The organism is Flavobacterium poyangense, from assembly GCF_011751075.1.
Lineage (GTDB): Bacteria > Bacteroidota > Bacteroidia > Flavobacteriales > Flavobacteriaceae > Flavobacterium > Flavobacterium poyangense.
Window position 1 is genome coordinate 124,455 of sequence record NZ_JAALLN010000002.1, and the last position, 25,430, is coordinate 149,884.

Annotated in this window: 18 protein-coding genes; 16 read left to right on the forward strand and 2 right to left on the reverse strand. The window is 35.5% G+C overall.

The features are described from left to right. The first annotated feature begins 17 nt into the window (after nt 1–17). The 6 genes from G3A47_RS05460 (at nt 18) to G3A47_RS05485 (ending at nt 7,365) form a co-directional block, all read left to right on the forward strand. Nucleotides 18–1,646 carry a protein BatD gene (locus G3A47_RS05460; RefSeq protein WP_166921175.1) on the forward strand — a complete coding sequence of 543 codons (1,629 nt, stop codon included), beginning with the start codon at nt 18–20 and terminating at the stop codon, nt 1,644–1,646. Then, a complete protein-coding gene (locus tag G3A47_RS05465) occupies nt 1,646–2,647 on the forward strand; it encodes a vWA domain-containing protein (protein ID WP_166921176.1) in 1,002 nt (333 codons plus the stop codon). The genes G3A47_RS05460 and G3A47_RS05465 overlap by 1 nt, the downstream gene beginning before the upstream one ends. A gap of 144 nt (nt 2,648–2,791) precedes the next feature. Next, a complete protein-coding gene (locus G3A47_RS05470; RefSeq protein WP_166921177.1) occupies nt 2,792–3,826 on the forward strand; it encodes a VWA domain-containing protein in 1,035 nt (344 codons plus the stop codon). A gap of 130 nt (nt 3,827–3,956) precedes the next feature. Continuing rightward, nucleotides 3,957–4,733 carry a tetratricopeptide repeat protein gene (locus G3A47_RS05475; protein ID WP_166921178.1) on the forward strand — a complete coding sequence of 259 codons (777 nt, stop codon included), beginning with the start codon at nt 3,957–3,959 and terminating at the stop codon, nt 4,731–4,733. A 42-nt stretch (nt 4,734–4,775) separates the two neighbouring features. Next, nucleotides 4,776–6,524 (forward strand): BatD family protein, encoded by a 1,749-nt coding sequence (locus G3A47_RS05480; protein WP_166921179.1) that lies wholly within the window; start codon nt 4,776–4,778, stop codon nt 6,522–6,524. Between the two features lie 94 nt (nt 6,525–6,618). Next, entirely contained in the window at nt 6,619–7,365 is a 747-nt protein-coding gene (locus G3A47_RS05485; protein ID WP_166921180.1) for a tetratricopeptide repeat protein, read from the forward strand. Between the two features lie 324 nt (nt 7,366–7,689). Here G3A47_RS05485 and G3A47_RS05490 read toward each other — a convergent pair whose 3' ends face one another. Both G3A47_RS05490 and G3A47_RS05495 read right to left on the reverse strand, forming a co-directional pair. Then, a complete protein-coding gene (locus G3A47_RS05490; RefSeq protein WP_166921181.1) occupies nt 7,690–8,259 on the reverse strand; it encodes a 5-formyltetrahydrofolate cyclo-ligase in 570 nt (189 codons plus the stop codon). Further along, complete coding sequence (locus G3A47_RS05495; RefSeq protein WP_166921182.1) at nt 8,246–9,226, reverse strand: succinylglutamate desuccinylase/aspartoacylase family protein; 981 nt, start codon at nt 9,224–9,226, stop codon at nt 8,246–8,248. The genes G3A47_RS05490 and G3A47_RS05495 overlap by 14 nt, the downstream gene beginning before the upstream one ends. A 338-nt stretch (nt 9,227–9,564) precedes the next feature. Between G3A47_RS05495 and uvrC the strand changes: the two genes are divergently transcribed. From uvrC to G3A47_RS05545, 10 genes are all read left to right on the forward strand, one after another. Next, a complete protein-coding gene (gene uvrC / locus G3A47_RS05500; RefSeq protein WP_166921183.1) occupies nt 9,565–11,358 on the forward strand; it encodes an excinuclease ABC subunit UvrC in 1,794 nt (597 codons plus the stop codon). A 9-nt stretch (nt 11,359–11,367) separates the two neighbouring features. Then, nucleotides 11,368–13,677, forward strand: coding sequence for a patatin-like phospholipase family protein (locus G3A47_RS05505; protein WP_166921184.1), 2,310 nt, complete (start codon nt 11,368–11,370; stop codon nt 13,675–13,677). A gap of 211 nt (nt 13,678–13,888) precedes the next feature. Next, on the forward strand, nt 13,889–15,046 hold the full coding sequence (locus G3A47_RS05510; RefSeq protein WP_166921185.1) for a homogentisate 1,2-dioxygenase: 1,158 nt from the start codon (nt 13,889–13,891) through the stop codon (nt 15,044–15,046). A 157-nt stretch (nt 15,047–15,203) separates the two neighbouring features. Next, nucleotides 15,204–16,364, forward strand: a complete 1,161-nt coding sequence (hppD, locus tag G3A47_RS05515) for a 4-hydroxyphenylpyruvate dioxygenase (RefSeq protein ID WP_166921186.1) — start codon at nt 15,204–15,206, stop codon at nt 16,362–16,364. A 294-nt stretch (nt 16,365–16,658) separates the two neighbouring features. Continuing rightward, nucleotides 16,659–17,429 carry a DUF3108 domain-containing protein gene (locus tag G3A47_RS05520; RefSeq protein WP_166921187.1) on the forward strand — a complete coding sequence of 257 codons (771 nt, stop codon included), beginning with the start codon at nt 16,659–16,661 and terminating at the stop codon, nt 17,427–17,429. Next, nucleotides 17,429–18,373, forward strand: a complete 945-nt coding sequence (locus G3A47_RS05525; protein ID WP_166921188.1) for a tryptophan 2,3-dioxygenase family protein — start codon at nt 17,429–17,431, stop codon at nt 18,371–18,373. Before G3A47_RS05520 ends, G3A47_RS05525 begins: the two co-directional genes overlap by 1 nt. A 23-nt stretch (nt 18,374–18,396) precedes the next feature. Next, nucleotides 18,397–19,617, forward strand: a complete 1,221-nt coding sequence (locus G3A47_RS05530) for a M23 family metallopeptidase (RefSeq protein WP_166921189.1) — start codon at nt 18,397–18,399, stop codon at nt 19,615–19,617. 611 nt (nt 19,618–20,228) lie between these two features. Beyond that, nucleotides 20,229–21,872: a glucose-6-phosphate isomerase gene (gene pgi / locus G3A47_RS05535; RefSeq protein ID WP_166921190.1), complete on the forward strand. Its 1,644-nt coding sequence runs from the start codon at nt 20,229–20,231 to the stop codon at nt 21,870–21,872. Nucleotides 21,873–22,191: 319 nt separating this feature from the next. Then, nucleotides 22,192–24,858, forward strand: coding sequence for a TonB-dependent receptor (locus tag G3A47_RS05540; protein ID WP_166921191.1), 2,667 nt, complete (start codon nt 22,192–22,194; stop codon nt 24,856–24,858). Between the two features lie 107 nt (nt 24,859–24,965). Next, nucleotides 24,966–25,391, forward strand: a complete 426-nt coding sequence (locus tag G3A47_RS05545) for a hypothetical protein (protein WP_166921192.1) — start codon at nt 24,966–24,968, stop codon at nt 25,389–25,391. Nucleotides 25,392–25,430: the final 39 nt, after the last annotated feature.

Sequence of the window (25,430 nt, forward strand, 5' to 3'; positions counted from 1 at the left end):
CTGAAATCATAAATCAAATGAAATTTAAACTTTACATATTTTTATTTTTACTTTCTTCGGCTGTTTTTGCCCAGAGCAAGCAGGTTGAAACCAGTATTGATACTACAAAAAATAAAATTGGAGCTGAATTTAAGTTAACGCTTAAAACAGTAGTGAGTTCAAAATCTAAAGTTGTTTTTCCTAAACTAAAAAACATCGGTCCTTTAGAAGTTATTCAATCGTACCCAATTGATACCGTTAAGAAGAATGACACTTACGAACTGATCAAAAAATATGGCTTAACCCAATTTGATTCGGGAAGATATACGATTCCGAGCATCAAAATTCTAATTGACAAAAAGCCTTTTTTAACCGACCCAATTTCAGTTGAAGTAGCCAATGTAAAGGTAGACACCTTACAGCAAAAAATGTACGACATCAAAGACATCACCACTGTTGAGAGTAGTATTGGTGATTGGTGGAAATACGTTTTAGCCGTTCTCTTGATGGTTGGAATTGGTGTTTTTGTGTATTGGTTCATCAAAAAACGCCAAAAGAAAAAAATTGAAGAAGAAGTTTATAAAACACCGATCGAAAAAGCGACCAGTTTATTAAACAATCTGGAGAAAAAAGAACTTTGGCAAAAAGGAGAAGTAAAAGAATACTATAGTGAATTAACTGATATTGCCCGAAATTATATTGAAGAGGCCATTCAGATTCCGGCTATGGAAAGCACTACTTCTGAATTGATTCAGGGAATCAGAACGGCTTCTACCAAAAAGAAAATGACTTTGACACCTGAAACGGTTGAGAATTTAGAACGTGTTCTGCGTCAGGCCGATTTAGTAAAATTCGCTAAATCAAAACCATTAGATTTCGAAATTACCGAAGACCGAAACAAAATCCAAAAGGTAATCTTAACACTTGATAATGCCATTCCTACGGAAGTACCTGAGGAAGATGAATTATTAAATGAAGCACAGAGACAAAAACAAATCAAACTTCAATTATTAAAAAAACGAAACAAACGTATTGCAACTGCGGTTGGTTCAGTTGTTTTTGTATTGTTTGCTGTCACTACATTCTTTATTGTTACCAAAGGTTTCAAATATGTAAAAGACAATATTCTCGGTCATCCAACTAAAGAATTATTAGAAGGAGAATGGGTAAAAAGTGAATACGGAAATCCGGGTGTTTTAATTGAGACTCCAAAAGTTCTAAAACGAATGGATACCGAAAAAGCGCTCCCAAAAGAGACAATGGCTCTAATAAAGGAGATGCAGCTTTTTGCGTACGGAAGCATGATTGACAATTTCTATATTACCGTTTCTACCAGTAAATTCAAAAATCCGGTTGAGCTGGATTTGGCAAAAACACTAGAAGGAGCATTAAAAGTAATTGAAGCTCAGGGCGGACAAAATATAATCGTGAAACAAGAAGATTTCCAAACCAATGAAGGAGTTCAGGGTCTGAAAGGCTACGGAACAATGACTATCTTAAATCCGGTTGACAAAACAAGTGCAAAAGCATATTATGAAATTTTGCTTTTCAAACAAGATCAGGGACTGCAACAAATCACGATTCTTCACGAAGAAGGTGATACCTACGCCAATGATATTACAACCCGCGTTTTAAATTCTGTTGAACTTAGAAAAGCAAGTAACTAATGAGCAAGATCACTTTTTTAAATCCAGAATTTTTTTGGTTGTTTCTATTAATTCCAATTGCAATCTTTTGGTTTTTCTGGAAACGCAACCAGCAATCGGCAACTTTAAAGATGAGTTCAACGGCCGGTTTTAATAATAGTGCTTCACTATTGACAAAACTAAAGCCTTCTTTGTATGTTTTCAGGGTAATTGCTTTATCATCTTTAATTGTTGCATTAGCAAGACCACGTACGGTAGATATCAGCAATCAGACTAAAACAACAAAAGGAATTGATATTGTCATGGCCATTGACGTTTCGGGGAGTATGCTCGCCAAAGATTTAAAACCAAACCGTATGGAGGCTTTAAAAAGAGTAGCGGCAGATTTCGTTGGAGAAAGACCTAATGACAGAATCGGATTGGTTTTATATGCCTCAGAAGCGTATACCAAAACCCCAGTTACAAGTGACAAAGCGATTATCTTAGAAGCAATCAAAGGAATTAAATACGATACCACACTGCAAGACGGTACCGGAATTGGGATGGGATTGGCAACCGCTGTAAACAGACTTAAAGACAGTAAAGCAAAAAGCAGGGTTATTATATTATTGACCGACGGTGTAAATAATGCCGGTTTTATTGAGCCTGAAACGGCTGCCGATATTGCAAAACAATACGGAATAAAAGTATATACCGTAGGTATTGGAAGTAACGGAATGGCAGAATCACCCTACGCTTACGGACCAAATGGAGGCTTTTTATTTAAACTTCAAAAAGTAGAAATCGACGAACGATTGATGAAAAGTATTGCCAGAAAAACTGACGGAACTTATTTTAGAGCGACCAGTAACGATAGGCTAGCCGAAATATACAATGCAATTAATAAATTAGAAACTACCGAAATACAGGAATTAAAATTCTACGATTACGACGAAAAATACAGAACTTTTGTTTTACTCGCAGCCTTTTTATTACTGCTAGAAGTCGGTTTACGAAATACGGTTTACAGAAGCTTTATTTAAATTAAAAAATTCCAAGTTTTGAAATTCCAAATTCCAATTGAAATTTAAAACTTGAAAATTAAGCTTACAAAGACGCAAATTTGAAACAACCAAAACTCCGAAGATTTGGAATTTGGAATTTCTCAATTGGAATTTAAAAATTTTATGGAATTAGACGAAAAAAAATATTTATACCTTTTATTCTTACTCCCAATTGTGGTGTGTATTTTCTTTTTCAATATGTATTGGAAAAGAAAAAAACAACGCGAATTTGGTGATTTGGAAATGGTCAAAAAACTGAGCCCGGAACGTTCTGTTTTCAAACCTGTCTTAAAACTGGTTGTACTTCTTTTGGCACTACTTTGTTTAATTATCGGTTTGGTAAATCCGAAGATCGGGACCAAAATGGAAACGGTAAAACGAGAAGGTATTGATATTGTTTTTGCTGTTGACGTTTCTAAAAGTATGCTTGCCGAAGATGTGGCGCCAAATCGTTTAGAGAAAAGTAAACAATTGGTTTCGCAAATTATCAATCAGTTAGGAAGTGACCGAATTGGTATTGTAGCTTATGCCGGAAGTGCTTTCCCGGTTTTACCCATCACATCAGATTACAGTGTTGCCAAAATGTTCCTTCAGAGCATGAGTCCGGATATGGTTTCCTCACAAGGAACTTCGCTGGACGAAGCCATCCGATTATCATCGACTTATTTTGATGAAAAAAGTAAAACCAGTAAATTATTAATCTTAATTTCTGACGGGGAAGATCATTCTGAAGGAGCCTCAGCAGCTGCCGAAGAAGCTAACAAAATGGGAATGAAAATCATCACCATTGGAATCGGAACTGAAAAAGGAGGTACAATTCCTTTAAAAAGAAACGGTATAGTAGAAAGCTACCAAAAAGACAATAACAATGAGGTTGTTATTACAAAACTAAATCAGGAAGGTTTAAAAACCATTGCAAAAGCCACAAAAGGCGGTTATGTCTATGGCGGCAGTACCAAAGAGGTTTTAGAGTATGTAAAAAATGCGCTCAATAACATCCAGAAAACAGAATTTGAAGCGACACAAATGGCAGATTTTCAATCCCAGTTCCAATGGTTTATTGGTTTTGCATTCCTGTTGTTGTTTGTTGACATTTTCCTTTTAGAAAGAAAAACAAACTGGATAAAAGAGTTGAATTTATTTAACGAAAAGAAATAAAAAAATAGCCCCATATTACTAGATTTTACACAAATCAAAATACAAGTTATTCTGTTGTAAAATTCAAGATAAGAAAAAACTAATTAGTGCTAATTAGCGTAATTCGTGGCAAAAAAAACAAAAAATTAGAATGAAAAATTTACTTCTTTATATTTTACTAACAGTTTCTCTGGCGGTTTCGGCTCAGGAGAAAGACAAAACATTACCTGATGGCAATGCGGAATATAAACAGAATAAATTTGTTGATGCAGAAGCAAATTATAGAATTTCGGAATCTAAATTCCCGAGACGCGGTATAGCCTCTTACAATTTAGGAAATACTATTTACAAACAAAATCAGGCTTCTGAAGCTAAACTGGCTTATGCAAAAGCCATAAAAAATGCCAAAACCCGACCTGATAAACATAAGGCTTTTCACAATTTAGGAAATGTCTTCATGAAAGAGAAAGACTATACGCAGGCTGTGGAAGCCTACAAGCAAGCCTTGCGCAATGACCCTACAGATGATGAAACACGTTACAATTATGCATTGGCCAAACAAAAGCTAAAAGAAAATCCTCCTAAAAACGATAAAAACAAAGACAACAAGGACAAGGATAAAAAGAACGACAAAAAAGACGATCAGAAAAAAGACGGCGACAATAAAGACAAAAAGGACGGAAAAGACGATCAGAAGAAAAACGACAAAGGCGATAAAGACAAGGATAAAAAAGACGGAAAAAACGATCCGAAGAAAGACGATAAATCAGACAATAACGGAGAGCCGAAACCAACGCCGGGCGGAATCTCAAAAGAACGTGTTCAGAACTTATTAGATGCTGTAAACAACGAAGAAAAGAAAATTCAAGATAAAGTTAACGCACAAAAAGTAAAAGGAAGTCCTAGAAAAACAGAAAAAGACTGGTAGGATAGCTCATTAACAATAAAAAAAAACACTGACAAACAAGTAATGAAAAGATATTTAATTCTATTACTATTCACTTTTCAAGGGCTTATGGCTCAAGTTCAATTTGAAGCCAAAGTAAGCAAAAACACGCTTGGACTAAACGAAAGACTTCGAATTGACTTTATCATGAATGTTGATGGAGATAATTTTGATCAGCCTTCGTTTGACGGGTTTAAAATCGCAGCCGGACCAAGTCAGCAAGTGAGTCAATCCTGGATAAATGGCAAAAGTTCTTTCCAAAAAATATACTCTTACATATTACAACCTGCACAAAAAGGGACTCTCACCATCAAACAGGCTTCTATAGAATACAATGGTCAGACTTATAAAACATCCCCTATAAAAATATCGGTTACAAATGCCGTTGCTCAGGAAAGAGACCCTAATGACAGACCATCGGGATACCCGGAAGAGACATTAAATCTTGTAGCAGAAATTTCTAAAACTAACCCGTATCTGAATGAACCTATTACAGTAGTTTATAAATTATACTTTTTTAATATTGAGGTAACCGGATTTAAAGAACTGGCAAAACCAAAATACAATGATTTTTGGAATCAAAATATAGATGTTAAACAATTGTCTCTTGAAGAAGGCAGTTATCGTGGTCAAAGATGTTATTTTGTTATCCTGAAGAAGACCATTTTATATCCGCAGAAATCAGGAAGACTTACTATTGACCCACTCTCTTTAGATATTGGAGTACGATTGCCAACGAATCGTCGTGATATGTTTGGACAAATGATTTTAACAGAAAGCAATAAAATTGTATCTGCAGGAGCAAAAACAATCAACGTAAGACCACTTCCTGAGGCAAGTAAACCGGAAGGATTTAGTGGAGCTGTAGGTAAATTTGATTTTAGAGTTACCCCTTCTAAAACAACCCTTAAAAGCGGTGAAAGTCTGGATTTAGTAGTAAGCGCCACCGGAACCGGAAACATGAAACTGTTTACATTACCTAAGCCCGTTGTACCAAACGCATTAGAAATGTACGATCCCGTTCATGACGAAAAGGTAACGACTTCGTTAAGCGGAATGTCGGGAAGAATATCCGACAAGTATACTATTGTTCCACAGTATAAAGGAAAATACGCGATAAAACCAATGCAGTTCTCTTATTTCGATTTGAATACCGGCTCTTATAAAACCGTTACTTCATCAGAAATAATGATTGATGTTTTAGATGGCCCAATGCAGGCTCAAGCGAGTACTACAGCAAATGCCTCGAAAAATGTTATTTCAAAAACAGAACAATTTAAATACATAAAACCTAAAACGACATTAGTTGCAATAGCTAAAAATGACTTTTATGGTTCAAATCTGTATTACAGCTTATTGTTCCTTCCTTTTATCATTCTGCCAATTATCATTATCGCTAAAAAGAAAAAAGAAGCAATTGATGGTGACGTAACCGGCAACAGGATTAAAATGAACAATAAACTGGCTAAAAAATATTTATCTGAAGCTAAAAAACAGCTTGCCAATAAAGAGCCTTTTTATATTGCCCTTGAAAAAGCCATGCACAATTTCCTGAAGGCTAAATTACATATTGAAACTTCAGAAATGAGCAAAGACAACATTAGTGAGTTATTATTATCGAGAAATGCCAATCCGGAATCGGTGCAAAATTTCATCAATCTTACAGAAAACTGTGAATTTGCACGTTATGCTCCTGCATCGAGTACTTCGATTCAACAGGATTTTGACAGAGCTGTTTTAATTATTTCTGAATTAGAGAAACAAATTGTTTAATGCTTAACGGCAAGGCACATTTAGGAATCAGACAACAATTGTGCTGAATTTAAGTTCACAGAGTTTAAATTATTGTGACAATAAAGAACATCAAATGAAAAATATACTTTACGTCTTTTTATTAATCTCCCAGGTTTTCTTTGCCCAGAATGGCTTCGAAAAAGGAAATGTTTTATATCAAAAAGGGCAATATCAGCAAGCGGTAGAAGAATATGAAAATGTTATTAAAGAAGACAAACTGCAATCGGCTGAATTGTATTTTAACTTAGCCAACAGTTATTACAAACTCAACAAAGTAGCGCCTTCTATATACAATTATGAAAAAGCGTTGGTTTTAAAACCTCATGACGAACAGACTTTAAACAATCTAAAATTCGCCAAAAAACTGACTATTGACGAAATCAAAGAAGTTCCAAAAGTTGGTTTTGCAAAACTCATCCAGAATTTCACCGGTATTTTTGACTATAATACCTGGGCAAAAATCGCGGTCGGAATTGCTTTTGCTTTTTTACTAAGCTTTATCGGATATTACTTTTCACAACTTACCCTTTCAAAAAGAATCTACTTTATCGGAATGTTTATTCTTTTGGTTGCTCTACTGCTAAGTGTTGCCGCCGGAATGTCTGAAAAAGATCATTTTGACAATGACCGTCCTGCCATCGTTTTTGCTGAAATAAGTGAAGTAAGAAGCGAACCTCAAAAAGCAGGTTCTGCTGTTTTCTTATTACACGAAGGAGCAAAAGTCTATGTTATGGAAACCGTGGGAAGCTGGAAAAGAATAGAATTAACAGACGGAACAGAAGGCTGGATTGATGCTTCTACCATTAAAGAAGTTAAATAGCGCTTTTCTTTAAAACATATAAGTTATAGTAGTACAGGTAAGGCTGCATTGTTTAACCGCAAGGTGCGCTAAGTTTTTTCTAAACAAAACCTTGCAAACTCCTATGTTTGTAGTGAAATTTTTTCACGCAGATTTAGCAGATATTTTTATCGAAATTACTAAGCAAGAATATCCGCTAAATCTGCGTGAAAAAGACTTTCAGCAAAAGCAAAAATCCTTGCGAACTTTGCGGTTAGAAAATAAGCGAACCATTTTTTTTTAAACCTCTGTTACTCATCACAACACTTATATTTCCTTACCTAACTTATATGGTTTAAAAAACCGCTAGAATTCGTAAACCTTTTCAGGCGTAACACAATAATCTAATTTGATATCTAACTCAAAGATGTTCTCGATTTGTTCCTCCGCTTCAAAAAAAGAAAGTCCGATTTTAATGGTTTCGGGTTTACATTCTGCTAAAAACTTATCATAAAAACCTTTCCCGTAGCCTACCCGATTTCCTTCAAGATCAAAAGCAAGCAGCGGTACAAAAACAACCTCTATCATTTCTGACGCCACTGGCAAACCATTTATCGGCTCCGGAATATTGTATTCGTTTTTTTTGATTTTTGTATTATCCGTCAATAAAAAATGACTCATCGCTCTGGTTTCAAAATCACTTTTAGAAACCACAATTTCTTTGTCTTTCCCGGAAAGCAAATGTAAAATATATTCTGTGTTTACTTCTTTTTGCTCTTCGATAGGAAGAAAGACATGATAATAGGTTTTATTCCAAATCGGCAGTTCGATTATTTTATTAGCGATCGCTAAACTTTTATCTTCTACAGCATCCAAACTCAATTCTTTGCGAAGGTTTTTGTAATGGACTCTTACTTCTTTTTTATTCATCGACATGATCAGGAAAATTTTTAGAGATATGATAAATGGCGTCACCCTGGTAAACAATTGGCGAATGATTGGCATTGATTACAAATCCGTCGTGAGGCGCTTTTACTTTTTGCTCAAATTTACCAAAGGGATCTGTAATTATGGCCAAAATTGTTCCTTTAGTTACAAAGCGGCCAATCATACTAAAATCATGCAATAACCCGGAATATCTGGCGCGCAGCCAAACCGAATTTTTAATATAAATAGAGGGTTCTTTTGCCTCTTCTACGATTTGTTTGGAGTCCAGCATTTTTAAATAATGCAACAAGCGTTTGGCTCCCATTACCCCTTCATTAGCCACTTCATTATTAATATCTAATGATTTCCCACCTTCAAAAAGCAACATTTTTACGTTTGCTTTCTCAGATGTATTTCTAAAAGAACCATTGATGTTTTTAGAATACAAAGTAAAAGGCGCATTAAAAACATCTGCCAAAAGTTTTAATTCCGGATTGTTCTCTGTGATTCGAATCTGTGGAGCATTAAAACGACTCGCACCTCCGGCATGAAAATCAACTGCATAATCTAAAATGGGCAGAATTTCTTCCACTATATGAAAAGCAAAACGACTCGCCAATGAACCTTTTTTACTGCCCGGAAAAACACGATTTAAATCTCTGCCGTCCGGAAACTCTCTGGATTTATTTACAAAACCATAAATATTGATAATCGGAATACAAATGATAGTACCACGACTTGGTCTGTTTATTTTTTTACTGATAAGCTGACGTACGATCTCCACTCCGTTTATTTCGTCACCGTGAATTCCGGCAGAGAATAAAACCACCGGTCCTTCTAGTTTTGAGCGACGTACAATAACAGGAATGTTCAATTTTGTAGTGGTATGCAATCGGGCAATTTCGACATTTATCGTTCTGCTTTCTCCCGGCAAAATCGATTCGCCAAAAATAATGATGGGTTTGTTATTTTTCATATAGAATTAACCTTTTGGGTCCAATTATTCTTTAACACATAGAGACATAGTTCATAAAACAGAAAAAGACGTTACACTTATTTAAATTGCCATAGCTTAGCTATGCGAAAGAAATGTATTTCTTTTTTGCACTCTTTTATAGACATAAAATCTATGTTTCTATGTGTTAAATATATTTTTTATGAATTACAACCAATGGCTTATAATTATAAAATCTAAATATAGAAATTATTCTTTTGATTTTGTAAATTTGAAACTAAATCACGGTTGAGCTTATTTTTCAAAAACACGATACTTTTTGCAAAACTTTCTCAGCTATCTTCCGTAATAAAAACAGCATGCAAAAACCGTCCTTAGATCTTCAAATCCAAACCTTGCCGGATAATCCGGGTGTGTATCAATATTATGACAAAGACGGAAAAATATTATATGTTGGAAAAGCCAAAAACTTAAAAAAAAGAGTTTCTTCCTATTTCAACAAAATTCACGATACCGCCAAAACAAATGTACTGGTAAAAAAAATTGTAACGATAAAACACATCGTAGTTCCTACCGAAACCGATGCCCTTTTATTAGAAAACAATTTAATTAAAACGCTGCAACCGCGATATAATGTTTTGCTGCGTGATGACAAAAGTTATCCGTGGATCTGTATCAAAAAAGAGCCTTTTTCGAGAATCTTCTCTACCCGTAGAATGGTCAAAGACGGCTCCGAATATTTTGGCCCCTACACCAGTTTCAAAACGGTGCATACCATTTTGGATTTAGTTAAAGAATTGTACCCACTGCGAACCTGCAATTACGATTTGAGCGAATCAAATATCAATTCAGGAAAATTTAAAGTTTGTCTCGAATATCATATCGGCAACTGCAAAGGGCCCTGCGAAGGATTAGAATCATTAGAAGAATACCAAAAACAAATCGATGCTATTCGTGGAATTCTGAAAGGAAATTTCAAAGAAAGCATGAAAGACTTCAAACGTCTGATGATCAAATATGCTCAGGATTTGCATTTTGAAGAAGCACAGAAAATAAAAGAGAAAATAGAAGTTCTCGAAAATTATCAGTCCCGATCAACTATTGTGAATCCAAAAATCACCAATATTGATGTCTTTTCAATCGTATCAGATGAAAGTGCCGCTTATATTAACTTTCTCCAGATTTCGCATGGATCGATTATTCGTTCGCATACCTTAGAAATCAAAAAGAAGCTTGACGAAAGCGATGAAGAGTTATTGGAGCTTGCCATTATTGAACTTCGAGAACGATTTCAATTACTGTCAAAAGAAATTATTGTTCCGTTCGAAATGGATTTAGGAGAAAACATTAAAACAACCGTTCCGCAACTCGGGGATAAAAAACAGATTCTGGATTTATCGATTCGAAATGCAAAATTCTATCGAATAGAGCAACTCAAACAATTGCAAATTGTAGACCCGGATCGCCATACCAATCGTATCATGGCGCAAATGCAAAAAGATTTGCGATTACCAACCGAGCCACGACATATCGAATGTTTTGACAACTCCAACATTCAGGGAACAAATCCTGTTGCAGCCTGTGTGGTTTTTAAAGACGGAAAAGCAAGCAAAAAAGACTATCGCCATTTTAATGTCAAGACGGTCGAGGGCCCTGATGACTTTGCTTCGATGACCGAAATTGTGTATCGTCGTTACAAACGTTTACTCGACGAAAAAGAACCTTTGCCACAACTTATCATTATTGACGGTGGAAAGGGACAATTATCGGCTGCTTTAAAAAGTATTGATGAATTAGGATTAAGAGGTAAAATTGCCATTATCGGAATTGCAAAACGTCTCGAAGAATTATTCTATCCCGGAGATTCCATTCCGTTATACTTAGATAAAAAATCAGAAACGTTAAAAGTGATCCAGCAATTGCGAAATGAAGCGCACCGATTTGGTATTACTTTTCATCGTGACAAACGTAGTAAAGCAGCGCTAAACTCCTCTGTGGAAAGCATTCCGGGAATTGGTGAAAAAACAATGCTTACGTTAATACAACATTTCAAAAGTGTTAAAAGATTGAAAATGGCTACAGAAAAAGAAATATCTGATGTAATAGGAGTATCAAAAGCCAAAAAAATTGTCGACTTTTACAAAACCAACTAGTTATTTTTTATGCGCCCAATTCAGCTGTCCATTTCAAATACTCAGTCACAAAGATTTTTACGTCTCCCACAGCCATCCCTTACGATCTGGAATGTGCCGTTGCTGCTTTTTACATTCTTGTTTCTAAATTCGCAAAACACTTTTTCTCAGGAAAATGTAAAAAAAGCAACGCAGGACAGTGTCAGAAGACCAAAAATTGGTTTGGTTTTGAGTGGTGGTGGCGCCAAAGGATTTGCGCATATTGGTGTTCTCAAAGTATTGGAAGAAGCCGGAATCAAAATTGACTATATCGGAGGAACCAGCATGGGATCTGTCATTGGCGGTCTTTATGCCTCCGGTTACAACGCTTCCCAGATTGATTCCATATTCAAAAAGACCAATTTTGACGAATTAATAAATGACTATATTCCGCGTTCCTCAAAAAACTTCTATGGCAAAAAAAATGACGAATTGTACGCCATTATTTTACCGTTTAGTAATTTCAGAGTAGGTATTCCCGAAGCGCTTTCAAAAGGAATGTACAACTATAACTTATTGAGCAGTCTGACAAGAAATGTACGTCATATTCGCGATTTCAACAAACTACCAACACCCTTCCTTTGTATTGGAACGAATATCGAAACGGGAGAAGAGGTTTTACTGAACAAAGGCAATCTGGTTCAGGCAATGGTCGCCAGTGCTGCCTTTCCGTCCTTATTCACTCCGGTAGAAATAGACGGAAAATTATTAGTAGATGGTGGAGTTGTCAACAATTATCCGATAAAAGAAGTTCGAAATCTTGGTGCCGATATTATTATTGGCGTCGATGTACAGGATGATTTATTGAATCGAAAGGGGCTCAAAAATGCCACGCGAATATTAGTTCAGATTACCAATCTCCATTCGATTGATAAAATGAAAAGCAAAATAAAGGATACCGATATTTACATCAGACCGGACATCCGCGATTATGGTGTGGTTTCGTTCGATAAAGGAGAAGAAATAATCCGAAAAGGAGAAGAAGCCACTTTTGCTGTTTACGAAAAAATCAAATCCCTGACCGACGAAAATCATTTTTATAAAAAACCAAAATTAAAATTAGCTTCAGATACCCTTCACATTAAAAAAATAAACAACGACAAATTAGAGAATTACACCAAAGAATACATTCGCGGTAAACTTCGTTTCAAACCCGGAAACACTATAACGTATGACGATTTGCAAACAGGAATAAACAACCTAAACGCTACACAAAACTTTAGCACCATTTCGTACTGCTTACAACCCGACGGAGATCAGGACGATTTGGATCTTGTTTTACACGAAAATCCAACCCAAACCTTTTTAAAACTTGGTTTGCATTATGATGGCCTTTACAAAAGTGGAATTTTGTTAAACCTTACGCGCAAAAAAACGTTACTTAAAAATGATGTCACTTCACTAGACGTTATTCTGGGAGATAATTTCAGATACGATCTTAATTATTATGTTGAAAATGGTTTTAACATCAGCTTTGGATTTCGTTCCAGATTAAACCAGTTCAATCGAAATGTCGCCAGCAGTTTTAGCCGTTTGCCAAAAGAAAGTCCGATTGGAAATGAAATCAACGTTGATTTCTCTGATCTGACCAACCAGATTTATTTTCAAACCATCTTTGTGCAAAAGTTTCTGATGGGTGGAGGTTTAGAATACAAATATTTAACAATAAATTCTCCAACTCTTTCAGACACCGACAACGTCATTGAGAAAAGCAATTATGTTAGTCTTTTTGGTTACCTCAAATATGATTCTTTTGACAGGAAAAGCTTTCCGAGTTCGGGCTTGTATTTCTCAGCAGATTTACAATCCTATCTGGCCTCATCGAATTACACCAAGGCATTCAAACCATTCTCAACGGTCAAAGCCGAAATCGCATTTGCAGGCAAACTTCGCAAAAAAGTGACGTTTAAAGTCGGAGCCGATGCCGGATTTAATATTGGCAGCGATAGTGTTCCGTTTTTCGATTATATTTTTGGAGGATATGGATACAACAAGATCAACAACTTCAATTATTTTTATGGATATGACTTCCTGAGTATAGCCGGAAACAGCTACATCAAAACAGATATGACCGTAGATTACGAAATATTAAAAAAGAACCACGTTAATATTTCAGCCAATTTTGCTAATCTGGGTGATGATATTTTTACCACTGTCGATTGGATCTCAATGCCTAAGTATTCAGGCTATGCAGTAGGTTACGGACTCGAAACTATTATCGGACCAATTGAAATCAAACATTCCTGGTCTCCTCAGATGTCAAAAAGTTTTACCTGGTTTAGTATTGGATTTTTATTTTAATTTGTAATTTAAATCAATAAAAATTACGACATTTGTTATGATGAAAACAAAATGGACAGGTTTATTGGAGTATCTTCAATTTCTTATGAAGAGAAATCCGGAGTAATGCTATCGAATTGAATAATTAGCCAACTTAGAAAATGAGCTAGTTATCTGTTCACAATTTACATTTTCTAATTATCTAATTCATAAATTATCTAATTGAAAAACCATGCCATTATACCACAAACTTGGGGATTTCCCTCAAAAAAGACACACCCAATTCGAGAAACCAAACGGAGGTTTTTATTACGAACAATTATTCGGAACTGAAGGCTTTCACGGACATTCCTCCTTGTCTTATCATGTTCACAGACCAACACAGGTAAAAGAAATACTAAGTTCCTATTCGGTTGAACCTAAAATCGCAATTGGAAAAAACATAAAGTCGTTATTATTTAAAGGATTTGAATTAAAACCGGAAAATGATTTTTTAGACAGCCGTAAAGCAATGATGGTCAATAAAGACTGTATTATTGGTCTGGCAGCTCCTAAAGAATCGCTTCGAAATTATTTCTATAAAAATGCCGATGCCGACGAAATGCTTTTCATTCACAAAGGAAAAGGAAAGTTGCGTACCATGCTGGGTAATATTCCTTTCGAATATGGCGATTATCTGATTATTCCAAGAGGGATTATCTATCAAATAGAATTTGAGACCGAAGAAAACCGACTTTTTTATGTTGAGTCTTACGCTCCTTTTTATACCCCAAAACGTTACAAAAACCAATCCGGTCAGCATTTAGAGCATTCGCCATTCTGCGAACGTGATTTTATCTTGCCAAACGAATTGGAAACACACGATGAAAAAGGTGATTTTTTAATTAAAATCAAAAAAGAAGGAATGATTCACGAAGTAGTTTACGCCACACATCCTTTTGATGTTGTTGGTTGGGACGGCTACAATTTTCCTTATGGATTCTCAATTCATAATTTCGAACCTATAACGGGGCGTGTTCACCAACCGCCACCGGTACACCAAACTTTTGAAACAGCAACTTTTGTTGTTTGCTCTTTCTGCCCAAGACTTTACGATTATCACCCAAAAGCAATTCCGGCACCTTATAATCACAGCAACATCGATTCAGATGAAGTGTTGTATTATGTAGATGGCGATTTTATGAGTCGTAATAATATTGAGCAGGGTCATATCACTTTACATCCGAAAGGAATTCCGCATGGTCCCGCACCGGGCGCGATGGAACGCAGTATTGGACATACAGAAACTCAGGAATTAGCCGTTATGGTAGACACCTTCAGACCGCTTATGGTTACAGAGGAAGCTATGGGGCTTGATGATGGTCAGTACTACAAATCCTGGACAGAGTAAAAAAATCAACTACAAAAAACGCAAAGAAAAAACATGCAAAGAACAAAGCCTTTGCGAACTTAGCGTAAAACTTTTGCGCCCTTAGCGGTAAAAAAACACAATCAAAAAAAAATAACACCATCGGTTTATCAATTAACCGATTAAAAAAATAAAGATTATGAGTAAAGAAGTAAAATCAGTAGAATACGGATTAGAGAAAATATTCGAAGGAGCACAAGATTTCCTTCCATTATTAGGAACAGACTATGTAGAATTCTACGTAGGAAATGCAAAACAATCCGCTCATTATTACAAAACGGCTTTCGGTTACCAATCATTAGCTTATGCAGGATTAGAAACAGGAGTAAAAGACAAAGCATCCTATGTTTTGAAACAAGACAAAATCAGAATTGTTTTGACCACTCCGTTAACACAAGATTCTCCGATCAACGACCATCTTAGAAAACACGGTGACGGTGTAAAAGTGGCTGCTTTATGGGTTGAAGACGCCAGAAGTGCTTACGAAGAAACAATGAAACGTGGGGCTCGCTCTTTTATGGAACCTACTGTAGAGAAAGATGAATTTGGAGAAGTGGTTCGTTCCGGAATTTACACTTACGGAGAAACAGTTCATATTTTTGTAGAAAGAAAAAACTACAACGGTATCTTCTTACCGGGTTACCAAGAATGGAAATCAGACTATAATCCGGCACCAACAGGATTGAAATACATCGATCATATGGTAGGAAATGTGGGTTGGAATGAAATGAATACCTGGGTAAAATTCTACGAAGAGGTTATGGGATTCGTAAACTTCTTATCTTTTGATGACAAACAAATCAATACTGAATACTCGGCTTTGATGAGTAAGGTAATGTCTAACGGAAACGGAAGAATCAAATTCCCGATTAACGAACCGGCAGAAGGAAAGAAAAAATCTCAAATCGAAGAGTACTTAGATTTCTACGGAGGTCCCGGAGTGCAACACATCGCAATTGCAACTGACGATATCATCAAAACCGTATCTGACTTAAGAGCACGTGGAGTTGAATTTTTATCTCCTCCGCCACACACCTATTATCAGGCGATTCCTGAAAGATTAGGTGAACATATGGGTATGATGAAAGAAGACATCAACGAAATTGAAAAACTAGCCATTATGGTCGATGCCGATGAAGATGGTTACTTATTACAAATATTTACAAAGCCTGTTCAGGACAGACCTACCCTATTTTTCGAAATTATTCAAAGAATGGGAGCAAAAGGATTCGGTGCAGGGAACTTTAAAGCCCTTTTTGAGTCAATTGAGAGAGAACAAGAATTGAGAGGAACTTTATAAAAACGCATTATTTTTGCATAATGCAAAAAAATTCTCTGTAAAACGATGCTTTTTATGCAAATGATATGTTAAACTCACTTTTTACTATTTATTTTTTAAACTTTGTATCTATCTTTGCACTCGCAAATCAGGAAGGGGTGGTTTCCTTCCGAATTGATATAAATTTCATAATTTATAGTTTTTTGGTTAGTTAATAGCATAAAAACTCAGTCATTCCTTGACTGAGTTTTTTTGTTTTGGTACATTTGGAATAGAATTTGCATTTATCCTCATAAATAACTGTCAATTAGCACTATGAAAAAAATAGTCCTCCTCTTATTAGTTCTCACCACCTTTAGTTTTGATACCCAGAAAGAAGACGCCTTCGATACCGGGGAATATTTCAAATTCAGAATTCATTACGGAATCATAAATGCCGGTTACGCCACTTTAGAAGTAAAAGATGCTACAATAAACAATAAAAAAGTATTTCATGCGGTGGGCAAAGGTTACACCACCGGAATGTCAAAACTCTTTTTTAAGGTAGAAGATTTATACGAAAGCTATTTTGACAAAGAAACCGGTGACCCCTATCGCTATATCAGAAAAATAAACGAAGGTGGTTACACCAAAAATCAGGAAGGCTTTTTCAATCAAAGCGAGAATAGAATTTTAGTAAAAGACTACAAACACAACACAGAAAAAACGCTTGTCATAAAAGACAATGTTCAGGATATCGTTTCCTCTTTTTATTACTTACGAAATCATCCCAACATAGACAAACTCAAGTCAGGTGACTCCATTACAATTGACATGTTTTTTGATGATGAAATCACAAAATTTAAGTTAAAATATATAGGTCGTCAAGATATTACGACTAAATTTGGTACCGTTTCTACCATGGTCTTTAAGCCCTTGGTACAAACAGGAAGAGTATTCAAAGAAAAAGAAAGCCTAACACTTTGGATTACAGACGACAACAACAAAGTTCCAATTAGAATTAAAGCAGACCTCGCTGTAGGTTCTCTTAAAGCAGATCTAGATGAATACAAAGGATTAAAAAATCCATTTAAAGCAAAAAAATAATGAACACCCCGGATAATTCTGAATCAATCTTAAAAGAAATTGACCTTAAATTTCAAGCTATAAATCAAAAAACGGAGACTCATCTCGAAGGACTACTTTGGTCCAAACCAATCACCTACTGGGATTACATTCAGACCGATGCCCTTCTAAGTCTTCAAACACAACGCACTACCCTTCCTGACGAAATGGTATTTATCATGTACCATCAGGTAAATGAACTGATTTTCAAAATGATTTTATGGGAAATTGACCAGATAGCCGACACCGAAAACATTCAGGTCGCTTTTTTTAGTGAAAGACTCTCCCGTATTACCCGCTACTTTGACATGTTGACCAATTCATTCAGCATCATGGAAAAAGGAATGGAAGTAGAACAATACATGAAATTCAGAAACACCCTTACTCCGGCAAGCGGATTTCAAAGTGCCCAATACCGATTAATTGAATTCGCTTCTACTGATGTATTCAACTTAACAAACAAAGAATTCAAGAAAGTATCTGACAAAAACGCAGATTTAGAAAGCAGTTACGAAAATCTCTATTGGCAGTCCGCCGGAAAAGATCATCAAACAGGAAAAAAAACATACTTACTTCAGGAATTCGAGAATAAGTATAAAGATCAGTTTTTGCGTCAAATCACTACTTTTAAAACAAAAAACATCTGGCAAAAATTTACTCAGCTACCCGAAGAAGACCAATTAAACCCGGAACTTATTCAAGCCATGCGTCATTACGACCAAACAGTTAACATCACCTGGGTAATGCAACACCTTAATACTGCAAGAAAATACATACTGGAAAGCGGAAAAGGCAACGGCGAAGCTACCGGCGGAAGCGATTGGCAAAAATATATGCATCCAAAATACCAAAGACGCATCTTTTTTCCTAAATTGTGGACCGAAGAAGAATTGTCCAATTGGGGTAACGAAGAAACCATCGTTTAATTTCTCAGTAAAAAAATATAAGTTTGAAAAAAGCAGTCGTAATTATAATAATATTGTTTTCAATATTTTCATGTAAAAAAACAGAAGAGAAAGTCGAAACCAAAATTACCAAACCAAAAGCCAAAAAAGTTGAATTTGGTTTTAATTACACTGATTTTAATGTTGTTCACGACACTATCCAGAAAGGAGATTCTTTTGGATCGATCTTTCAAAGCCAAAATATCGGGGATAAAAAAGTCTATGACATTGTAGAGCAGATAAAAGATTCATTTAACGTAAGAACCATACGTTACCACAAACCTTATACTTTACTTCGATCAAAAAACAAAACAAACAAACTTCAGGTTTTTATTTACCAGCCTGACGCCTTAACTTATTATGTAGTTGATTTCAGAGACAGTATCGCTAAAGCCTATAAAAAAGTAAAACCCGTTACACTAAAACGTAAAATTATCGGTGGTGTTTTAAAAAGTTCTCTGTCTGAAACTTTAGGAAACGAAAGTGTTGAAACAGCCCTTGCGAGCAGAATCACTAAGGTTTTTTCGTGGTCCATTGACTTTTTCAAACTTAAAAAAGGAGATCGTTACGGTCTAATTTTCACCGAACGATTTATAAATAATAAAGTTTACGACGGTGTTGAAGATTTAGAGGCTGCTTTTTTCGAATACAAAGGAAAAATCATTTATGCCTTTCCTTTTGAAAAAGACACGTTGTCAGGAAAAATTGAATACTATGATGATCAGGGAAGAACCTTGAAAAACTTTTTCCTAAAAACACCTATCAAATTCAGTCGAATCACTTCTCGTTTTACGATGAACAGATTCCATCCGGTGCAACACACCTGGAAAGCACACAAAGGAACTGATTATGCAGCCCCAACGGGAACTCCAATTTCTACAACCGCATCCGGAGTTGTTGAAGCAACAGGATATACGGCCGGAAATGGAAATTTCGTAAAAGTAAAACACAACGGCACCTACTCGACACAATACCTACACATGTCCAGAATTTTAGTACGTCGCGGTCAACGTGTAACGCAAGGTCAAAAAATTGGATTAGTAGGAAGCACCGGACTTGCTTCGGGACCTCATGTTTGTTACCGTTTCTGGAAAAATGGCGTTCAGGTAGATGCCCTTCGACTTAATTTACCTACCGGAGAATCTCTGACAGGAAATGACAGAACCCGTTTCATGAAACAAATCGAACCTTTGAAAAGAGAACTCGATAGTATCGGAAATCTGTAACAGCATTTTACATAGATTACGTAGAATGGACACGGATGACGCGGATTTGCTATCGCAAAGACGCTGATAAAAACGGATTTTTTTTTATCGCAGCGTAATTCATTTTACTCGTTTCCATCACATAGTCAAACTATGAGCATTTAAACAAATGAAATGCCTTTTTTCGTTTTCAAAACTATGTCTCTATGTATTAAAAACAATTATCCGCACCTTTAAGATACTAAGTTTAATTTCGAACATACAGATTCATAGTAATTTGACACACTAAAACCTTACAATCTGGACTCGATTCTTAAATAGTAATTACAAATCAGAAAGAGAATCCTTTAAATCTGTGAAATCTGTGGCAAAAAAAAACTGCCACAGATTAAAAGAATTACAATGATTATCTCTTAGTTTAAAATAACCTAGTTCAGACTTAGAGCCTTTATCGCTTTGCAGCTTTGAACCTTTACACCACCTCTCTATCACACAATACAGCCCAAACAACATCCGAAAACCATGAAAACGTTTTCGCAACTAATTGTTATATAATTGCAAAGCTTTAAGCTAATAAAAAGTAATTTCAGTATTTTTGTTTTGATAATCCTATCCCTAATTAAACAAAAAAAATGGCTTTAAACACAACAAACCCAACCGGGACTGAAGCGTGGAAAAATCTGCAAAACCACTATAACGCTACTCATACAACTACGATACAGGAATTATTTCAACAAGACAATGCTCGTGCTGAAAAATTCAACTTGCAATGGAACGACTTTTTAGTAGACTACTCTAAAAACAACATTAGTTCTGAAACCATTACTCTTTTGCTGGAACTGGCAAATTCTATTGGATTAAAAAATGCCATTGCAGATTACTACAACGGAGAAATCATCAACCTGACAGAAAACAGAGCCGTTTTACACACCGCATTACGTGCACCGGAATCTGCCGTAATAAAAGTTGACGGAGAAAATGTAATTCCGGAAGTTTATGAAGTAAAGAACAAAATAAAAAACTTTACTCAGGAAGTTATATCAGGCCAGAGAAAAGGTTTTACAGGAAAAGCTTTTACTGATATTGTGAATATTGGTATCGGAGGTTCTGACCTTGGTCCCGTTATGGCAGTTGAAGCTTTACAATTTTACAAAAACCATTTAAACACCCATTTTGTTTCGAATGTTGACGGGGATCATGTAAACGAGGTCATCAAAAAATTAGATCCGGAAACGACTCTTTTTCTGATTGTTTCTAAAACCTTTACCACTCAGGAAACCTTAACCAATTCTGAAACTATAAAAGAATGGTTTCTAAAATCGGCAAAACAGGAAGATATCGCCAAACATTTTGTGGCTGTTTCTACAAACATTCAAAAAGTAACAGAATTTGGAATCAATCCTGACAATGTTTTTCCAATGTGGGATTGGGTTGGAGGAAGATTTTCGTTATGGAGTGCGGTTGGACTAAGCATTGCATTGGCCATTGGTTTTGATAATTATAATGAATTATTGAAAGGCGCCCATGAAATGGATGAGCATTTTAAAACGGCTGAATTTGACGAAAACATTCCGGTAATTCTGGCATTACTAAGCGTTTGGTACAATAACTTCTTTGGAGCAGAAAGCGAAGCCTTGATTCCATACACCCAATACTTACAAAAATTAGCTCCGTATTTACAGCAGGCCACTATGGAGAGCAACGGAAAAAGTGTCGGTCGTGACGGAAAACCGGTAAACTACCAAACCGGAACCATTATCTGGGGAGAGCCGGGAACAAATTCACAACATGCTTTTTTCCAACTAATTCATCAGGGAACTAAAATAATCCCAACTGATTTTATTGGATTTGTAAAGCCTTTATACGGAAATGAAGATCATCACGACAAGCTGATGTCTAACTTTTTTGCCCAAACAGAAGCTTTATTAAACGGAAAAACAGCCGAACAGGTTCAGGCTGAATTCGACAAACAAGGACTTTCTCCGGAAAAAACGGCTTATTTAAAACCCTTCAAAGTTTTCACAGGAAACAAACCAACGAACACTATTCTGATTCAAAAACTAACACCAAAATCATTAGGTTCTTTAATTGCTTTATACGAACATAAAATTTTTGTACAGGGAATCATCTGGAACATTTTCAGCTTTGATCAATGGGGAGTAGAATTAGGAAAACAGCTCGCCAATTCTATTTTAGAGGAGATAAATACTAAAACTGTTAAAGCCCATGACAGCTCAACAACCTTTTTGTTGAATCATTTTTTAAAAAATAAGTAGATCTATTTACTTTTATAACTTACTGAAACGCCTTAATTTATGTTAAATTAAGGCGTTTTTTCGTATAAAAAAGCTCAAAATCCCTCTACAAACATGCCTTTTTGAGCGTTTTAGACTACAGCACTGCAAAAAACATTGTCATTTTAACAAAAAACAGTCGTTAAAATCTAAAAAAAAGTCCTTTTGTTTATTAAAAAAAGAAAAAAACATTTTAATATGCAACATATTATACAAAATTTACTTTTCTTAACACTTTGATAACATTATCCGATATAATTGTTATAATTTTGCCAAAAACAATAAACAAAAACATACAACAATGAAGACAATGAAAAATTGGTTACTTACTGGACTATTGTTCATGATAGTTTCAACCGTATTTTCTCAGGGAAAAGTTTCCGGTACTATTACGGATGACTCTGGTGCAACTTTACCTGGTGCGAATGTCGCTGTTAAAGGTTCTACTACCGGAACTTCAACAGACTTCGATGGTAAATTTACAATCGATGTAAAAACTAGTACAGGAGAATTGGTTATTACCTATTTAGGATATAACACAAAAACCTTAAAATTCTCTGTTTCTAATGGTGCTACAACAAATTTAGGAACAATTCCTTTAGAGTCTGACAATAACCAATTAGAGGAAATTGTTGTGATGGGTAAAGGAATCATTGACTTAGCAAAAGACAGAAAGACTCCAATCGCAGTTTCTACAATTAAATCAGCAGAAATTCAGGCGAAAATTGGTACCTCAGATATTACACAAACTATGGTTAATACACCATCTGTATATGTAGCCGGACAGGCAGGAGGTTACGGAGATTCAAGAATTACTGTTCGTGGTTTTCAACAAGATAACACAGCTTTCTTATTAAACGGGCAACCAATTAACGGAATGGAAGATGGTAAAATGTACTGGTCAAACTGGTCTGGTATGTCTGATATCGCGAATGCAGTTCAAATTCAAAGAGGTCTTGGTTCTTCTAAGTTAGCTATTTCATCTGTTGGAGGTACTGTAAACTTTATTACTAAAGCTACAGACAAACAAGAAGGTGGTTTTGTTTCTTTGGGTGTAGCCAACGACAATTACTTTAAATCTACTGCTGCTTATAGCACAGGTATGAGTAAATCAGGATGGGGAACAAGCGTTATGTTATCACACTGGCAAGGTGACGGTTACAATGACGGAACAAAAGGAGAAGGACAAACGTACTTCATCTCTGTTGGATATAAAGCAAACGACAGACACAGTTTTAACTTTTTATTGACCGGAGCTCCACAATGGCACGATCAAAACTTTACTAAATCTATCGATACATACTTAAAATTCGGAAGAAAATACAACAATAACTGGGGAACACAAAACGGAGAATACAAATCTGAAAGAACCAATTATTACCACAAACCGGTTGTAAACCTTAACTGGGATTTTGACATCAATAGTAAAACACAATTATCTACCGTTCTTTACGGATCTTGGGGTAGAGGTGGTGGAACAGGTCCTTACGGAACTAAACCAACTACTCCTGCAGGAGGTCAAATAGATTTTGATAAAATAGTTACTAGTAACCAAGCTATAGTTAATGGTGCAGGAAATGGTGACGGAAGAAGTACAAACGGAGCTTATTTACTTAGAGCCGGAGTAAACAACCACCAATGGTATGGTTTAGTATCTAATTTAAAACATGAACTTACAGACAATTTATCATTGAATGTTGGTTTAGATTTAAGAACATACAAAGGAACTCACTTTAGAGAAGTTGTAGATTTTATGGGTCTTTCAAGCTGGACAGACACAAGAAACCTTAAAGGTGACGATGACAAACCAAGCGGTACTATGGCTAGTACTAAAGTTACAGAAACTGCAAGAGCATTACCTTGGCCAGCAACATTCAAAACAGTAGGTAAAAACCAAAGAATTGACTACGATTATGGAGAAACTATTTCTTACGGAGGTGTATTTAGCCAGTTAGAATATTCTACAGAAAGCTTCTCTGCTTTCTTCCAAGGATCACTTTCTAATCAATCTCACCAAAGAGTTGACAGATTCGATTATTTACCACAATACCAAGATTCTGAAAAAGTAAACAACGTAGGATACAACGTAAAAGGAGGAACAAGCTACAAATTTGCTGAAAATCATTCGGTTTATGCAAATGCAGGATACTACAATCGTCAACCATACCACGATAACATCTATTTGAATTTTACAAATGCTGTAAATCCATTTACAAAAAATGAAAAAATTCTAGGATTAGAGTTAGGATATACCTTTACTTCAAAACTAATAACTGCAAGTGTTAATGGTTACAGAACTTCTTGGAAAGACAGAGTTACTACAACTACAAATGTAGCAACTGCAGGACAAGTTATCGGAACCACAACTCTTGCTGCAGGTGACCTTATTCTAGTAACTAATGAAGGTGTTGAACAACTTCATACTGGTGTTGAATTAGATTTTACTGCAAGACCAATGGACAAACTTAACTTAACTGGATTCCTTTCAGTTGGTGACTGGCAATATAAAAACCAATCTAGAACAACACGTAGAGACGAAAGTTTAACTACTTTAGATGTTAGAAATGTAGATGTAGACGGAGGTAAAGTTGGTGATGCTGCACAAATAACTTACGGTTTAGGATTCAGATACGAAATCATTAACAACCTTTCTATCGATTCAGACTGGAGATACTATGACAAATTATACTCTAACGTTGGAGCTGTTAAAAATAACATAGAGCTACCAAGCTATGATTTAGTTGACGCAGGTATTTCATATAAATTATTCGTAGGAAAAGGAAAACATGATTCTATCGGTTTCCGAGTAAATGTGAACAACGTATTTGATGAAGTATATTTATCTGAATTAACTTCTGCAACTGCTACAACTGCGACCTCTACAAACTACAGAGGAATCAATGTTACCAACAACGGATTCTTTGGTATAGGTAGAACTTGGAACTTTAGCTTACGTTACAACTTCTAGTATATTTAGAATCTAACTAAATACCAAAAACGGCATTGACTTTTAGTTTAATGCCGTTTTTTTATTGCCCTTTTTTGCTATATTTGTTTTCAACAAAAAAAATTTTTATGTACCATTTTATACAAAAACTCCACTCTGGCTGGGCTTACTTAGCATTGTTGGTTTTATTGATTGCCGTTGTAAATGCTCTTATTGGCTTTACTTCAAAAAAAGAATTTACAGCAAAAGATCGCAAAATTGCTTTGTTTGCTTTAATCGGAACGCACACACAACTTTTAATTGGTTTAATCCTTTATTTTGTTTCTCCATTAGGAAAAGCTGCTTTTGGACAAATGTCTAATGCAGAACTAAGATTAACTTCATTAGAACACCCACTAATCAATATTATTGCCATTGTATTAATAACTATTGGTTGGTCAAAACATAAAAAACTTATCAATAGCCAATCAAAATTTAAAACATTTGCTATTTTTTACGGATTAGGATTATTACTAATCTTTAGCAGAATACCATGGAGCCTTTGGTTTCAATAAAAAATTAAGTCCTAAAATTAGGACTTTTTTTATCTCGGC

Excerpts from the sequence above, each read along its gene's own strand:
- G3A47_RS05520 (WP_166921187.1), top strand. The coding sequence starts at position 16,659 with ATGAAAAAAATAGTCCTCCTCTTATTAGTTCTCACCACCTTTAGTTTT.
- G3A47_RS05485 (WP_166921180.1), top strand. The coding sequence starts at position 6,619 with ATGAAAAATATACTTTACGTCTTTTTATTAATCTCCCAGGTTTTCTTT.
- G3A47_RS05505 (WP_166921184.1), top strand. The coding sequence starts at position 11,368 with ATGCGCCCAATTCAGCTGTCCATTTCAAATACTCAGTCACAAAGATTT.
- G3A47_RS05540 (WP_166921191.1), top strand. The coding sequence starts at position 22,192 with ATGAAGACAATGAAAAATTGGTTACTTACTGGACTATTGTTCATGATA.
- G3A47_RS05510 (WP_166921185.1), top strand. The coding sequence starts at position 13,889 with ATGCCATTATACCACAAACTTGGGGATTTCCCTCAAAAAAGACACACC.
- G3A47_RS05465 (WP_166921176.1), top strand. The coding sequence starts at position 1,646 with ATGAGCAAGATCACTTTTTTAAATCCAGAATTTTTTTGGTTGTTTCTA.
- G3A47_RS05475 (WP_166921178.1), top strand. The coding sequence starts at position 3,957 with ATGAAAAATTTACTTCTTTATATTTTACTAACAGTTTCTCTGGCGGTT.
- G3A47_RS05480 (WP_166921179.1), top strand. The coding sequence starts at position 4,776 with ATGAAAAGATATTTAATTCTATTACTATTCACTTTTCAAGGGCTTATG.
- G3A47_RS05495 (WP_166921182.1), bottom strand. The coding sequence starts at position 9,226 with ATGAAAAATAACAAACCCATCATTATTTTTGGCGAATCGATTTTGCCG.
- G3A47_RS05545 (WP_166921192.1), top strand. The coding sequence starts at position 24,966 with ATGTACCATTTTATACAAAAACTCCACTCTGGCTGGGCTTACTTAGCA.
- uvrC (WP_166921183.1), top strand. The coding sequence starts at position 9,565 with ATGCAAAAACCGTCCTTAGATCTTCAAATCCAAACCTTGCCGGATAAT.
- G3A47_RS05460 (WP_166921175.1), top strand. The coding sequence starts at position 18 with ATGAAATTTAAACTTTACATATTTTTATTTTTACTTTCTTCGGCTGTT.
- pgi (WP_166921190.1), top strand. The coding sequence starts at position 20,229 with ATGGCTTTAAACACAACAAACCCAACCGGGACTGAAGCGTGGAAAAAT.
- hppD (WP_166921186.1), top strand. The coding sequence starts at position 15,204 with ATGAGTAAAGAAGTAAAATCAGTAGAATACGGATTAGAGAAAATATTC.
- G3A47_RS05470 (WP_166921177.1), top strand. The coding sequence starts at position 2,792 with ATGGAATTAGACGAAAAAAAATATTTATACCTTTTATTCTTACTCCCA.
- G3A47_RS05490 (WP_166921181.1), bottom strand. The coding sequence starts at position 8,259 with ATGTCGATGAATAAAAAAGAAGTAAGAGTCCATTACAAAAACCTTCGC.
- G3A47_RS05525 (WP_166921188.1), top strand. The coding sequence starts at position 17,429 with ATGAACACCCCGGATAATTCTGAATCAATCTTAAAAGAAATTGACCTT.